16 protein-coding genes and 1 riboswitch are annotated in these 14,556 nt (G+C 54.2%); of the genes, 10 read left to right on the forward strand and 6 right to left on the reverse strand.

Translation table 11 applies throughout. The features are described from left to right. Positions 1-30: 30 nt before the first annotated feature. On the reverse strand, positions 31-1,572 hold the full coding sequence (locus ACEVJK_RS05220; RefSeq protein WP_374740136.1) for a hypothetical protein: 1,542 nt from the start codon (positions 1,570-1,572) through the stop codon (positions 31-33). Then, entirely contained in the window at positions 1,565-2,068 is a 504-nt protein-coding gene (locus ACEVJK_RS05225; RefSeq protein WP_147571749.1) for an RNA polymerase sigma factor, read from the reverse strand. The genes ACEVJK_RS05220 and ACEVJK_RS05225 overlap by 8 nt, the downstream gene beginning before the upstream one ends. Positions 2,069-2,267: 199 nt before the next feature. Here ACEVJK_RS05225 and ruvC point away from each other — a divergent pair, with 199 nt between their 5' ends. From ruvC to ACEVJK_RS05265, 8 genes are all read left to right on the forward strand, one after another. Next, positions 2,268-2,789, forward strand: coding sequence for a crossover junction endodeoxyribonuclease RuvC (ruvC, locus tag ACEVJK_RS05230; RefSeq protein ID WP_147572012.1), 522 nt, complete (start codon positions 2,268-2,270; stop codon positions 2,787-2,789). Positions 2,790-2,793: 4 nt separating this feature from the next. Then, on the forward strand, positions 2,794-3,225 hold the full coding sequence (locus ACEVJK_RS05235) for a hypothetical protein (protein ID WP_147571752.1): 432 nt from the start codon (positions 2,794-2,796) through the stop codon (positions 3,223-3,225). Positions 3,226-3,258: 33 nt separating this feature from the next. After that, the gene (ruvA, locus tag ACEVJK_RS05240; RefSeq protein ID WP_147571753.1) at positions 3,259-3,867 is read left to right on the forward strand and encodes a Holliday junction branch migration protein RuvA; all 609 of its coding nucleotides are present in this window, start codon (positions 3,259-3,261) and stop codon (positions 3,865-3,867) included. Between the two features lie 106 nt (positions 3,868-3,973). Continuing rightward, positions 3,974-4,306 (forward strand): DUF6054 family protein, encoded by a 333-nt coding sequence (locus ACEVJK_RS05245; RefSeq protein ID WP_340405703.1) that lies wholly within the window; start codon positions 3,974-3,976, stop codon positions 4,304-4,306. Between the two features lie 21 nt (positions 4,307-4,327). Further along, positions 4,328-5,401: a Holliday junction branch migration DNA helicase RuvB gene (gene ruvB, locus ACEVJK_RS05250; protein ID WP_340405704.1), complete on the forward strand. Its 1,074-nt coding sequence runs from the start codon at positions 4,328-4,330 to the stop codon at positions 5,399-5,401. Positions 5,402-5,435: 34 nt separating this feature from the next. Beyond that, positions 5,436-6,794 carry a phosphoglucosamine mutase gene (glmM, locus tag ACEVJK_RS05255; protein ID WP_147571756.1) on the forward strand — a complete coding sequence of 453 codons (1,359 nt, stop codon included), beginning with the start codon at positions 5,436-5,438 and terminating at the stop codon, positions 6,792-6,794. Positions 6,795-6,903: 109 nt separating this feature from the next. Beyond that, positions 6,904-7,488 carry a sigma-70 family RNA polymerase sigma factor gene (locus tag ACEVJK_RS05260; protein WP_262670311.1) on the forward strand — a complete coding sequence of 195 codons (585 nt, stop codon included), beginning with the start codon at positions 6,904-6,906 and terminating at the stop codon, positions 7,486-7,488. Positions 7,489-7,581: 93 nt separating this feature from the next. After that, positions 7,582-7,863 (forward strand): zinc-ribbon domain containing protein, encoded by a 282-nt coding sequence (locus ACEVJK_RS05265; protein WP_147571757.1) that lies wholly within the window; start codon positions 7,582-7,584, stop codon positions 7,861-7,863. 100 nt (positions 7,864-7,963) lie between these two features. On the opposite strand, the gene dapB is transcribed toward ACEVJK_RS05265, so the two are convergent. From dapB to asd, 3 genes are read right to left on the reverse strand one after another with little or no spacing between them, the layout of a single operon-like run. Next, positions 7,964-8,719, reverse strand: coding sequence for a 4-hydroxy-tetrahydrodipicolinate reductase (gene dapB / locus ACEVJK_RS05270; protein ID WP_147571758.1), 756 nt, complete (start codon positions 8,717-8,719; stop codon positions 7,964-7,966). A 13-nt stretch (positions 8,720-8,732) separates the two neighbouring features. After that, positions 8,733-9,623, reverse strand: a complete 891-nt coding sequence (gene dapA, locus ACEVJK_RS05275) for a 4-hydroxy-tetrahydrodipicolinate synthase (RefSeq protein WP_147571759.1) — start codon at positions 9,621-9,623, stop codon at positions 8,733-8,735. Between the two features lie 53 nt (positions 9,624-9,676). Further along, positions 9,677-10,765 carry an aspartate-semialdehyde dehydrogenase gene (asd, locus tag ACEVJK_RS05280; protein ID WP_147571760.1) on the reverse strand — a complete coding sequence of 363 codons (1,089 nt, stop codon included), beginning with the start codon at positions 10,763-10,765 and terminating at the stop codon, positions 9,677-9,679. Positions 10,766-10,929: 164 nt separating this feature from the next. Next, positions 10,930-11,109, reverse strand: a riboswitch (Lysine riboswitch). 66 nt (positions 11,110-11,175) lie between these two features. Here asd and ACEVJK_RS05285 point away from each other — a divergent pair. Together ACEVJK_RS05285 and queA are read left to right on the forward strand one after the other, a co-directional pair. Beyond that, positions 11,176-12,987 (forward strand): SpoIID/LytB domain-containing protein, encoded by a 1,812-nt coding sequence (locus ACEVJK_RS05285; protein WP_374740139.1) that lies wholly within the window; start codon positions 11,176-11,178, stop codon positions 12,985-12,987. A gap of 24 nt (positions 12,988-13,011) precedes the next feature. Next, positions 13,012-14,034, forward strand: a complete 1,023-nt coding sequence (gene queA, locus ACEVJK_RS05290; protein WP_374740141.1) for a tRNA preQ1(34) S-adenosylmethionine ribosyltransferase-isomerase QueA — start codon at positions 13,012-13,014, stop codon at positions 14,032-14,034. Between the two features lie 214 nt (positions 14,035-14,248). Here queA and ACEVJK_RS05295 read toward each other — a convergent pair whose 3' ends face one another. After that, positions 14,249-14,431 (reverse strand): hypothetical protein, encoded by a 183-nt coding sequence (locus ACEVJK_RS05295; protein ID WP_374740142.1) that lies wholly within the window; start codon positions 14,429-14,431, stop codon positions 14,249-14,251. Between the last annotated feature and the right edge of the window lie 125 nt (positions 14,432-14,556).

Raw genomic sequence — 14,556 nt, forward strand, 5'->3', positions numbered from 1 at the left:
TATTCATGGTATCTCGCCCGAAAGGGATTGTCAAGCCTGGGGCTCATAGGACCCGGTATTCGCCGCCCGTGCGCCTGAAGGTATGCTGCCGGAGTAGGAGGAGGCAGTCTGATTACAGAAGGGCTCCTGCGCTAAATCCTCACGGGCCGGCTGACTGACTTCCCCACCGTCCTGTGGCTCGGTAGGTTCGATGACTATTGGTTCCTCCGAAGTGGGGCAGCCTGCCGGATCTCCGTCTCGTAGGCTGCCTGGAAGGGCGCTGGGAAGGACCTGATAGGACACGGACACATCCTCGTCTGTAGCAGCAAAACCGCCCAGAGAGACCTGGATAGCGTCCCCCTCCGGGTCCAGCTGGGCCAGAATGGCCAGCAGATGGGGATCTTCCTCTGTGATGGTCAGGTCGATACGGTTGTCGATTTCATTGATCCACCAGCCAGACATGACAGCCTTGCACACTGGGTCAGTACGGACAAGCTCGTTGAGCTGGTCCATCAGCCCGCTGAGGCAGGTGTAAGAATATTTTCCAGGGACAAAGACGGCGTTTCCGAAGTCCAGGTCAGGGAGCGGCTGACCCTCTACCTGCACGATGACGTACCGGCCAGTGTCATTGTCATAATAGTATCCACCGAACCAAGGCTGACTCTGCCAGGCAGATACCCCGGCTAGAGGAGGCGGCGCGGCCGCGTCTTTGGATTCCATGGGGTCGGTTTCTCCTCTGCCCTGGGCATAGGCGTCAGGGTCGGGGGCCAGAGCCTCAGGGGATAGGCCGTCCTCCAACACCGCAAGCTTAACCAGCCGGGCGAGAAGTTCCTCCGTCTGCTCCGGGGATGGAGTGTTTACCGCGTAAAAAACGCTGTAACCGTCCCTAGTGGTAAAGGACACCTCTCCATAGTTTGTGCCGTCCAGATCGGTGAATCGGGCTGCCAAGACCTCGATACCCTCGATGACTGTGAGGGCATCCCCCGGATAGCCCTCCGGGCGGCCAATGGCATCAGGAGAGACCTTGGTGCCTAGACCTCCTACCATTAGGGTCAGCTTACCCCAGTCGCAGTCGGCATAGAAGTGACCATAAAACAGCGTGTCCAAGGGGTCGCCGTGCCCCGGTCCGAAGGCTAACATACCGGAGAGCTGGTCAAACCCCTCCCACCCCAATACCTGGGGAATAAAGCCGCCCAGCAGGGTCTCCAAGTCGGACTGAGTAACCTCTCGGTTTACCCCCTCTCCAGCGGCGTAGCTGTGCGCGCTGGCTTGGGATGGTGCCTGGGTATCCCAGATGTTAAGCCGGGGCAGCTCTGTCCCGATTTCGCCATAGGCATCCTCGTTGGCTATCTCATAGGTGCCATATCCGCCCTGACCACCATCCAACACAGGATGAAGTGTGGGGGAGAGTGTGTGATAAATGGGATACGCGGCGATCAATAAAGCGGCGCAGGCAGCCAGCGCCCCATACTTCCAGGGGATGGGCTGCCGTCCGGCGGGAGCGGATTGGACAAGCCGCTCTTTCAGTTGGTCCACTGCCTGTTGGCTGGGTATCAGTTTTCTCTGCATGGAGCAAAACAGATTCTTATTCATCGAAATAATCTCCTTTCAGAGTCTGGCGCAGCCTCTCCCGACCACGGGACAACCGCATTCGGACCGCACCAGGACGGATAGACAGAGCGCGGGCGATTTCCTGTGTGGTCAGCCCCTGAAAATAAAAGAGGTAGATGGGGACACGGAGGGACTCCTCCAGCTCCATCACAGCCTGCCACACGGAGTTTTCTTCCGCGGACTGGAAGGGAAGAGGCCTGTCTTCCCGCTGGGAAAGAGGGACCGTCCTTTTCCTCCAACTGGAGGAGGTGACCCGCCGGCAGAAATTGATCGTGGTCCGAAGCAGCCATGCCTTTTGATGTTCCTCATCTCGAAAAGCTTTGTTTGATTGGAAGTAAGCGAGAAAGACCTCCTGAAATACATCCTCTGCGTCTGCTCGGCTGCCGGTCCTAGCCAGAGCCAGACCGTATACCGTATTTTGATAGCGGACCAGGATATCCTCCACTTGGCCGCCCGTGCGCAGTGGTTTAGCGTCCATCGGCAAAACCTCCTTTCTACCATAACTCAACTCTGGAAGGCCAAATGTCACCGCCTTAAGAAATATTTTTAGACGGATAGATCGCAAGCCCCTGAAGTCCTGTGACGACCACCTATAAAAACAAAGTTTATTTCCAACTTCCAATTCTAACAAAAGTATGTTATCATTACAATGTATTGATATGGACACGGAGGGAATTATGGTCGTCTTAGGCATCGACCCTGGGGTCGCTACCATTGGCTTTGGCCTCATTCGGGCTGATCGGGGCAGGAACGCTCTGCTCCAATATGGTGTCATCACCACACCGCCGGGGCTCCCTCTGTCCCGCCGCCTTTGTCAGATATCTGACGATATGGAGGAGCTGATCCACACCTTTCATCCGGACGAGATGGCCGTGGAGGAACTGTTTTTTACCAAAAATATTACCACTGGCATTGCCGTAGCCCATGGACGGGGAGTTATTTTGCTGGCCGCGGAGAAGCTGGGCGTGCCCGTCTTTGAGTACACCCCTATGCAGGTGAAACAAGCTGTCGCTGGCTACGGAGGGGCGGACAAGCGGCAGGTCATGCTCATGACCCAGCGGCTTCTCAACATGAAGGAGATTCCCCGGCCTGACGATGCCGCCGACGCCCTGGCCATCGCCATCTGCCACAGCCGGGCGGCCACATCTCTGCTGAACACTGAGCGGGTCTTTGACCCCAAAAAGTACGATACGAGGTAATGGGATGAGGATGATCGTCAAAAAGCCCGCTTCAGAACCGGAGTACAGCCTCCATGACGCCCATATTATGGAACTGCAGGCGGAGAAGGATACCCTGCGTCTGGTGACCCAGTACGGCTATGTGTGCACCGCCGCCCCCTATGGACAGGTGGATGGGGATGTGGAGCTCACCGGGGTGGACTGGGACTCCTCTTACATCTACATAATAGAGTACCAGGACGTCCTGTGCGGCAACTGTGGAGCTTTTACTGGCAAAAAAATGACCCTGGAGACCTTCCTGCTGGAGCATTCCGACGGTACTCTGGACATTATGGACGAGAGCTATGGCTTTCGGCTGACCATGTTGAGCGGTTTTCTGAATCTGCAGGACCACATATTAGAATTTAAACTGGAGATCTACTATACCGGGGAAATACGGTATTTGCTAAAAGAATAAACACCGCCCAAAAGGCGGTATGCGGAGGAACTTATGTTTTACTATCTCAGCGGCACGGTGGCCCATATTGAGCCCTACCTGGCCGTGATTGATTGCGGCGGGGTAGGGTTTGCCTGCCGTACCACCAGCTACACCTTGTCAGCGCTGAAAAAAGGAAACAAGGGAAAACTTTTTACATACCTGAATGTCCGTGAGGACGCCATGGAGCTCTACGGCTTCGCCACCCAGGAGGAGCTGAACCTGTTTCAGCATCTTATCTCTGTGTCCGGCGTGGGGCCCAAGGCGGCGCTGTCCATTCTGTCTGCCAGTACACCGGCCAATTTGGCGCTGTCTATCATTACTGGGGACGAAAAGGCCCTTACCTGCGCCCAAGGGATTGGCAAAAAAATTGCCCAGAGGGTGATTTTGGAATTAAAAGATAAACTGGCCAAAGGACAGACCATTTCTGCCAAGGGAGAGGCCTATGGCGGAACGGGCATCACCGTCATCCCGGAGAATAAGCTGTCAGAGGCGTCCGCCGCTCTGGCGGTACTGGGCTATTCCCAGGGAGAGATCAATCTGGCTTTGAAGGGAATCGATTTGGACAGCCTGGCGCTGGAGGAGATTATCAAGCAGGCCCTGAAAAAGATGATGAAGGGATGAGCGCCAGACTTGAGTTCCGAGGTAGTGAAGGCCCGATATGACGCAAGGTACCTTGTACCATTGTGTGGGCGGACTGATTTCAAAAAAGAGATTGAGGTGAAACGCTATGGCCAAGTATGAAGCAAGGCTTCATGGGGACTTTGACGACACCTTGCGGTATATCCACGAAGGCATTTTGAACGCCAGCATGTCGGCAAGCTTTGAGGATGAGAGTTATTTCCAGTCCGCCGGAGTGCGCTGCTGTGTACGGGTGTACGAGCGGTACAGCTTCGGCGGTGGTAACCGAGTGTCCCTGGCCATGACCTTGGCAGGGGATGGGGATGAGCTGTTCCTGTCCGCCATTACCTCTGGCGGCAGCCAGGCCATGTTTTTGAAGCTCAACACCTGGGGGGAGAAGGCCTTTTTAGATACCCTCCGGGAACTGGTAGAAAAGCTCTAAAATCAAACAGGAAGTGAACCCATGGCAATCGATTTTTCCAACATAGAATTTGACCGTGAGGAGCCGGGTGAACCGCTGGTGACCACCTCTCTCACCAGGGAGGACGAGGGGGAGTATTCCCTTCGGCCCAGAACCCTCCGGGAGTATATCGGCCAGGAGAAGGCAAAGGGAAACCTGGAGGTGTTCATCCAAGCGGCCAAGATGCGCCATGAGCCCCTGGACCATGTGCTTCTCCACGGACCACCCGGATTAGGAAAGACTACCCTTAGCGGTATCATCGCCAACGAGATGGGAGTCAATGTGCGTATTACCTCCGGCCCCGCCATTGAAAAGGCTGGGGACCTGGCCGCCCTGCTCACCAACCTGAATGAGAACGACATTCTTTTCGTGGATGAGATCCACCGCCTTAACCGCTCGGTGGAGGAGGTTCTGTACCCGGCCATGGAGGACTATGCCATCGACATCATCATCGGCAAGGGCCCATCAGCCAACTCTATCCGCTTGGACCTGCCCAAGTTTACCTTGATCGGGGCTACTACCAGGGCTGGCCAACTGTCTGCCCCATTGCGGGACCGGTTCGGTGTGACCTTAAGGCTTGAACTCTATACCCCGGCGGAACTGGCGTTGATCGTTACCCGATCCGCCGGCATCTTGGAGGTGCCCATTGAAGCCGACGGGGCCATGGAGATCGCGCGCCGTAGCCGTGGAACCCCCCGCATCGCCAACCGAATGCTACGCCGGGTACGGGACTTCGCCCAGGTGAGGGCTGGCGGTGTCATCACCAAGAAGGTGGCTGATGAAGCCCTCACCGCCCTGGAGATCGACTACCTGGGGCTGGATTCCATCGATCACCGGATGCTTCGCTCCATTATTGAAAACTATCGGGGGGGACCAGTGGGGTTAGAAACTCTGGCCGCTACCATCAACGAGGAGGCTGTTACCCTAGAGGACGTTTATGAGCCCTATCTGATGCAGCTTGGCTTCCTCACCCGTACCCCAAGAGGGCGGTGCGTCACGGAAAAAGCCTATCGACATTTAGGACTGCCTGTCGCGGGAGCGGCAGCCGTGGACCAGCTGGATCAACTGACATTCTGACTTGACACATTTTGTATGATAGAGGTGCGAATTTATGGGTAAATTATTTGGGACTGACGGAATCCGCGGCGTAGTCAACGCCGGGCTTGATGCCGATTTGGCGTATAAAGTAGGACTGGCTGCCGCTATTGTGCTGTCCAAGGACAAAAAACCGGGGGAGAAGCCTCTGGTTACCATCGGGAAGGATACCCGAATCTCCGGGGATCTGCTGAAAGGCTCCCTCATCGCTGGGCTGTGCACTGCTGGGGCCGATGTGCTGGACTTGGGCACTCTTCCCACCCCAGGCGTGGCCTGGGTGACTGTGGACGAGGGGGCGGACGCTGGCATCGTTATCTCCGCCAGTCACAATCCATTTGAGCACAACGGCATCAAGATCTTCAACGGCCAGGGCTTCAAGCTGTCCGATGAACTGGAGGAAAAAATCGAGGATATTGTCCTCTTTGGCCACAACAATGTCCCTATGAAAACAGGTGGCGATATTGGCAAGGTGAGCTATGTGGCCCCCAAGGCCAGCGAGGACTACATCGACCACCTGGAGAGCACTATAGACTCCACCCTGGGTGGCCTGCGTATCCTTGTAGACTGTGCCAACGGAGCGGCCTCTACCACTGCCGCGCGGCTGTTTGACCGCTTCTCTAAGCTGCGTACCGATGTCATCAACGCCGACCCGGATGGAATCAATATCAACGAAAAGTGCGGCTCTACCCATATTGATGGATTGGCCGCTATGGTCAAGGCAGGCGGCTACGACATTGGCATCGCCTTTGATGGGGACGCGGACCGCTGTCTGGCGGTCGATGAACTGGGAAATCTCATCGACGGGGATCAGATCATGGCCGCCTGTGGACTGGATATGAAAGCCAAGGGAAAGCTGCCTGGGAATGCCATCGTGGCCACTGTCATGTCCAATCTGGGCCTACATCTTTACAGCAAGGAAAAAGGTATGGACCTGGAATGTACTGCGGTAGGCGATCGGAATGTTCTAGAGCGGATGCTGGAAAAGGGGTACCGTCTAGGCGGCGAGCAGTCTGGCCACATGATTTTCCTGGAGTACGCAACTACTGGCGACGGCCAGTTGACTGCGTTACAGATGTTGGCCCTGCTGAAGGAGAGTGGAAAAAGGGCTTCGGAGCTGTTTGGATGCTGTCCCCGTTTCCCACAGGTGCTTATCAATGTTCCGGTCACGGATAACGATGTAAAAAAGTCGGCGATGGCCAGCCCGTTACTGGCCCAGGCTGTCCAGCAGGAGGAGAGCGCCCTAAACGGCGAGGGCCGGGTGCTGGTCCGCCCGTCAGGAACCGAGGCCCTGATGCGGGTGATGGTGGAGGCCAAGACAGAGGAGATTGCCCAGGCGGCTGCCAAACGGCTGGCAGATCTGATCCCCCAACTATAAAAGATGAATCGGATATGGTCGAGCTTGGAGGTTTTGACAAAATATTTCTGCCAAGGGCTTGACAAATCCGTTGATTTTGTTTATTATGATTAAGAGCCATCCTATTGATATGGAAGTAACGCGATTCCAGAGTTTGTCCGATGAGGAATTATGTCAGCAGATTTCCAATGGCTGCCGTGAGGCGGAGGATGAATTGGTCCTTCGATATGGTCAGCTGGTACGTGCTTGTGCCCGCCCTCTGTTCTTAGCAGGCGGTGATAGCGAGGACCTGATCCAGGAAGGTATGTTGGGCCTACTGACTGCCATCCGTGGCTTTGATCTCCGGCGGGACACAGCTTTTCGCACTTATGCTGAAATCTGTATCCGAAGCCGTCTGATTACTGCTGTCCGCGCCGCCCAAGGCGGCAAGCATTCCCCATTGAATCACAGCATCTCTTTTGAACCCCCTCTTTTTGACGGGACCAACGCGCAACTGTTTTCCATCGTGGAAAGCCCGGAGGACGTCATCATCGGCAGGGAGGAACTGAAAGAGCGGCTAGATGCTCTGAAGGGCCAGTTGTCTGAGCTTGAAGCCAATATTTTGCCGCTCTATTTAAACGGCCTCTCCTGTGGAGAGATTGCAAAGCAGGTAGACCGCTCCCAAAAGTCGGTAGACAACGCCATCCAACGCATTCGCCGCAAAATGGCGCGGTGATTTTATCCCCGGCGTATCCAGCGTGAGCTGATCGCATATTACAATCGCCCAAGCGAATTGATTTGGGCAACGAGTCAAAGAGAGGGAAAGTCCATGTACGAAGACAAGATCCTGGTATGTAAAGAGTGTGGCAACGAGTTCACCTTCACCGCTGGTGAGCAGGAGTTCTACGCCGAGCGCGGCTTCCAGAACGAGCCCCAGCGCTGCAAGGCCTGCCGTGATGCCCGCAAGAACGCTGCTCGCGGCCCCCGTGAGTATTTTACCGCGGTGTGCGCTGCCTGTGGTGGTGAGGCTAAGGTTCCTTTCGAGCCCAAGTCTGACCGTCCCGTTTACTGCAGCGACTGCTTCGCCAAGATGCGTGAGCAGCAGGGCTGATATCTGCCAAGAAAAAAGGGCGCCCAATCGGGCGTCCTTTTTCTTGCCCCATCAAAAACGCTCGGATCGCCACATCGGCGTCCGAGCGTTTTTGATGGACTTATTTGACTAGCATACTCATATCGTACAGGCCCGGAGCATCCACTGTGGCCATGAATTTTGCGGCTTCAAGAGCCCCTTTGGCAAAAATCTCACGGGAATGGGCGATATGACGGATCTCCATTACTTCATCGTGGCCGGCAAAAATGATCTCATGCTCTCCTACAATGGTGCCTCCACGTACAGCAGAGATGCCAATCTCCTTTTTATCCCGTGGTTGACGGACGGAGTGTCGGTCAAAGACGTATTCGGTTTCATGCCCACAGGCGGAGGCGGCAGCGTCCGCAATCATAAGGGCAGTTCCCGAAGGGGCATCTACCTTGCGGCGGTGGTGCCGCTCGATGATCTCGATATCATAGCTGTCTCCCAATACTGTGGAAGCCTTCTTGACCAACTCAAGCAGTACATTGATGCCAAGGGACATATTAGCCGAGCGGAAGATTGGAACTTCTAGAGCGGCCGCACCAATTTGAGCGACTTGCTCAGGAGTATATCCGGTGGTGGCCAAAATCATGGGAATTCGGGTATCCCTGGCAAAGGACAACAGACCATCCAGCGCGGCCGGAGAGGAAAAATCAATGACAGCATCCGCTTCTCCATGAAATTGGGCAGGGGAGGAGTACACCGGAAATTCTCGGTCACTGGCGCCTAGTACATCAAAGCCAGCGACGACCTGCACCTGGGGATCTGCCTCACAGAGAGAGGTCACCACCCGGCCCATATGACCATTACAGCCGGAAATGATTATCTTTAGCACGTGTGGACGCTCCTTACTTCAGCAGGCCCATCCGCTCCATCGAGGTGCGGAGTACGGCCAGATTCTTGTCAGAGATATCGCACAGAGGCAGCCGAAGTGAACCAGCCTCCATCCCCATTAGATTCATAGCCGCCTTGACGGGGATGGGATTGACCTCACAGAACAGGGCGTCGATTAGATCCATATATTCGATCTGGAGTTTAGCCGCGGATTCGAAGTCATTGTCCAGGCACCAGTGGCTCATCTGTACCATGACCTCAGGGATGATGTTAGAGGCCACAGAGATGACGCCTTTGGCTCCCAGCGCCATCATAGGGACCACTTGGTCATCATTGCCGGACCAGATATAGAAGTCGTCAGGGCACAGATACCGGGTATGGGCCAGGAGGGAGAAATTGCCACTGGCCTCCTTGACGCCGTTGATCTTGGGATTTTCGGACAGCACCTTATAGGTGTCGGCAGTAAAGGATACGCCGGTGCGGCTGGGAACATTATACAGGATGATGGGAAGGTCAGTCCGGTCGGAAATATACTCATAGTGCTTGATCAGACCGGTCTGGCTTGCCTTGTTATAATAGGGGGTGACGTGGAGCAGGGCATCTGCACCGGAATCCTGTGCGTGCTGGGACAGGTAGACGGCGGCAGAGGTGTCGTTGCTGCCGGAACCAGCGATGACCTTGACACGGTGATCTACCCGCTTGACACAAAATTCCACGGCAGCAATGTGCTCACGAATAGACATGGTAGCGGACTCACCAGTGGTGCCGCAGACACACACCGCATCCACGCCGGCGGCGATCTGGTCGTCGATCAGCTTTCCGAAGGCGTCGTAGTTGATGCTGCCGTTTTGGTCAAAGGGAGTGACCAGCGCAGGACAGGAACCGGTAAAAACAGGACTTCTCATAAACAATACACCCTTTCTTCAAATGCGGGAAGTAAGGAGGGTGACCTCCTGGCTCACCTATGATCGATATAGCCCTCGGCGCACAGCAGCTCGGCCAACAGGACAGCGCCGCCTGCAGCACCCCGCAGGGTATTGTGGGACAGGCCCACGAACTTATAGTCATACTGTGTGTCCTCACGGAGCCGCCCCATGGAAACCGCCATTCCGCCTTCCAGCTCACGGTCCAGCTTGGCCTGGGGACGGTCTGGCTCCTCGAAGTAATGGATAAACTGCTTGGGCGCGGAGGGAAGCTCCAGCTCCTGGGCTCTGCCCTTGAAATTGGCCCAGTCTAACTTGATCTGCTCGATGGAGGGCTTTTCACCGGAAAACTTGATAAATACGGCGGCGGTGTGTCCGTCGGATACTGGGACGCGCAGACACTGGGCGGTGATGGAGGGGCCATCCGCCTTGACAAATTTATCGTTCTCGATGCGTCCCCAGATCTTCAACGGCTCCTGCTCGCTCTTTTCCTCCTCGCCACCGATATAAGGGATCAGGTTATCGACCATTTCGGGCCAACGTTCAAAGGTCTTGCCGGCGCCAGAGATGGCCTGATAGGTACAGACCAGGACCTTTTCCACACCGTACTTCAGCAGGGGGGTGATGGCGGGAGCATAAGACTGGATAGAGCAGTTGGACTTGACGGCGATAAAGCCGCGTTTGGTACCTAGGCGGCGGCGTTGTGCGGGGATGATCTCAATATGCTGAGGATTCATCTCGGGGACCACCATTGGCACGTCATCGGTCCAACGGTGGGCGGAGTTGTTGGAGACCACGGGACACTCGGCTTTGGCGTACCGCTCCTCCAAAGCGCGGATTTCATCCTTCTTCATATCAACAGCACAGAATACGAAGTCCACCAGACCGGCGATTTTCTCCACGTCGGCCTGAGCATCCATGACAACCAAGCCCTTGGCCTCTTCAGGAATGGGTTTCTCCATGGCCCAACGTCCGGAGACAGCCTGCTCATAGGTCTTTCCAGCAGAACGGGGGCTGGCTGCGATGACTGTAAGCTGGAACCAGGGATGACCCTCCATCAGTGTGATGAAACGCTGACCAACCATACCGGTTCCGCCAATGATACCTACTTTATACTTTTCCATGTAAAGCAACCTCCAAATCTCTCTTATATAAGGGTATGACAAAGTCTGAACATAGATGAGTCGACCAGGGAAAAGAAAAAAATAAATCAGCGGCTTTTCAAGCGGCTGATTTTGTACTATAATGTCGACTAAGAGCAAATTGCTCGACCGGCAAAATATTCACAAAAGCAGACAGCTCTCCATCAGCCTGACCCTGATGACAGTCGGCTGGCTGTTAACCAGACGACCAGAGCAAACTCTCGACCGGAAGAGCAGCTCTTCGGCGGCGTCCCCTTTGAACATGGATCAGCGGGAACCGGCTCCCTGGCCATGTCTACTGATGTAGCCGCACCTCTATCTTGCAGAATTTGACCCTATCCTATCACGTTTGAAGGTCGGTGTCAATAGTACAAAACCGCAGAAGTGGAGAAATGGAGCAGACCATGAGGAGAAATTGGATGCGGCTTGCCGCCGCTGTACTTGCAATAACCCTGGCAGTCCCCACCGGATGGGCCGTAAGAACCAACAGTGACGGTGAGGTTATGATCCGTGTAGGGCTGGCATCCTCGTACCAGTACGTAGAAACGGGAGAGCTGGAGGCCGCTCACCTCCAAAATAATACAGGGTATGGCGCCGGTTTCCGCTTCGGCTACTACGACGGGAATATGGATTTCGTTGAGCTGGGACGGACGGAGAAGGACATTGACCAGGTGGCGGTGCTTAAGACACAAAACCTCTACTATGGACGGGACGCCTCGTTGGGCAAGACTACCTACTCCTCCTCCATTACCAGCAATATCGCGGTGGGCTGCTATCATATTTTGATCGATAGCGGGTATGGAGACTACGAGGACGCACGGCGGGACGCGGAAGACTATGAGGATGGCTTCGTGGCCTGGATAGATGAAGAATACCAGGTTCGGGTGGGAGCCTATCTCTCAAAGGGCGAGGCGCTGGACGCAATCGATACCTTAGGGGAAGGGACCGTTGTAGGGACTACTTCCTACGGAATGAGTATTGTGGAAACAGGGACGGATCATATCCTGTTTCAATTTGACCAGGGAACAGGTGGTATCCTGGCGATCCTGCCAGACGTGACCGGAGCAGAGGATGTCAGGACTTGGTTCTCCAATTATAAATACCGAGGTGGCTTTCTTTATCAGCGCCTCAATGGAGGAAATATCTCGGTAGTCAATGTGGTGGAGCTGGAGGACTATGTAAAGGGTGTGGTCTGTTATGAGATGGGCCGCACCTGGCCCTTGGAGGCCCTGAAGGCCCAAGCCACCTGTGCCAGGACTTATGTTCTGAGGAACATGGGCCGGCACCAGAGCTACGGATTTGACGTATGTGGCAGTACGGAATGTCAGGCATACCATGGTTGCGGAGATGGACGTTCCAACTCCGGACCCAGTGAGGTAAGCGACCAGGCGGTAGAGGAAACAGCGGGCCAGGTGGTTCTCTATAACGGAAAATTGGCAGAGACCGTATATTCCTCCAGCGCGGGCGGAGCCACAGAGGACGCAAAGAATGTCTGGGGGACGGATACAGTCAACACCCATCCCTACCTGAAGGGTGTGATAGATCCTTACGAATCCCTAGTAGACGACTTAAATCCCTATTCTCCCTGGACGGTTACCTATACCTCAGAGGAGCTGACCAGTAAACTTCAGAGCAACGGCTTTGGGGTTGGTACTTCCATCGATTACCTAGAACTGACCTACTCTGAGATGGGAAACGTCATTCGACTTCAGGTACACTGGAAAAATGGGAACAGCAACACGTTCAAGCCAAGTGCATCCTCTGGCGGTATAGATATGGGTATCCGAGGAAATTTTGGTGTTAAGTCGATCCGGTTTACAGTAAATGGAAAGATGGTCAGCCAGCCAGCCGGAAACGGATCTGGAAGCTATGCAGTCAATGGTTCCGGTACACTGAGTGGTACGGACGATGTATATGTGATTTCTGGTACCGGTTCGGTATCTGGAGCTGGAAGCGATCTGTATGTGATCTCCGGTTCTGGAAAGATCAGCTCGCTGGCGGAGGGGAATACCGGTGCCTCCGGGACCAATGTGGGAGGCGGCACAGTGACCGTCTCTGGAGATACTTATGTATTTGACGGAGCGGGCTGGGGGCACCAATTGGGAATGAGCCAATTTGGTGCCAACGCCATGGCCCGCGAAGGGTTTGACTATGACGAGATACTGAAATTTTATTTTCCTGGCGTCCAAGTGGGCACCTATTAAAAGAAGAGAAAGGCGTAAACTGTTTTGAAGACCTCTGATTTCAATTTTGAACTGCCAGAAGAGCTGATCGCTCAGACTCCTCTAGAGCGGCGTGATTCCTCCCGGCTGCTGACACTGGACAAGAACACAGGAGCAGTCGGACATCACCACTTTTATGATCTGCCGGACTTCCTGCGCCCCGGAGATTGCCTAGTCCTCAATGACTCCAGAGTGCTGCCCGCTCGTCTGATCGGGCACCGACCCACGGGAGGGACCTGTGAGGTATTGCTGCTGGTGGACCGGGGCGAGGGGTGCTGGGAATGCTTAGTCCGTCCAGGAAAAAAACTTAGGACAGGCGCCCAGATAATATTTGGACAAGGGCAGCTGACTGCAACGATTGAACGGGAGCTGGAGGACGGCAAGCGGCTGGTCCAGTTCCACTACCAGGGAATTTTTCTTGAAATATTAGAGGAATTGGGGAAAATGCCCCTGCCGCCCTATATCAAGGCCGAGCTGGAGAACCAGGAGCGTTATCAAACGGTCTATTCTAAAGTCGTAGGATCCGCCGCAGCGCCCACCGCCGGACTGCATTTTACTCCGGAACTGCTGGATAATATCCAGGAAATGGGTGTGAAGGTATGCTACGTTACGCTCCATGTCGGCCTTGGTACCTTTCGGCCTGTCAAAGCGGAGGACATCCGCGACCATGAGATGCATTCTGAGTTTTGCATGATATCTCAGGAAACCGCGGACATCATCAATGAAACCAAAAGAAATGGAGGCAGGGTGATTTGTGTGGGTACCACTTCCTGCCGCACCATTGAGAGCTTTGCGGCGGAGGACGGCACCATGACACAGCGGTCTGGATGGACAAATATCTTTATCTATCCTGGGTATCGCTTCAAGGTGTTGGACGCGCTGGTCACAAATTTTCACCTACCTCAGTCCACCCTTATCATGTTGGTATCCGCTCTGGCGGGCCACGAACATGTACTGAACGCCTATCAAGAGGCGGTGAAAGAGAAATACCGCTTTTTTAGCTTCGGAGACGCGATGCTGATACTATAAAGGATGGAGATTTTAGCTCAATTACCCAAAACGACCGGATTTTAGGCGGTTTTGACTTGCTGCCGAATAGGGATACAGTACAAAAATGGGCTGAAATGAGTCATCTTTACTGAAGTCAAGTATCCGATACTTATAAAAAAGACATTTTTTATACAAAAATAGGTATATAACGATGAATAAACCCAGAGTTCCAAAATGGAATCCTGGGTTTATTTTATGCCTTGTATAAGAACTGGTATGTCATACCGTTCTTGAAAGAAATGGATGTGACACGGCCATTGGTGACTTCAATCTGGTTGATGATGTTGTTGAGGAAATTGTGGGGAACGCTTGGGTCAATTCGACGGATGTACTTCTCATAATCCACATAGCGGTTATCTAGCAGTTTTTCGACCATGATGAAGTAGCTTGCCTTTTGATGAATTTATCTCTAGTTACAGTCTGGTGGTACTCCTGTTGGATACATCACAGAGAGCAGGCCGGATTGGGTTGAGGATTTCCGATTCTGGAGCAAGACCGTTC

Source organism: Flintibacter sp. P01028 (assembly GCF_041925235.1).
GTDB lineage: Bacteria > Bacillota > Clostridia > Oscillospirales > Oscillospiraceae > Lawsonibacter > Lawsonibacter aceti.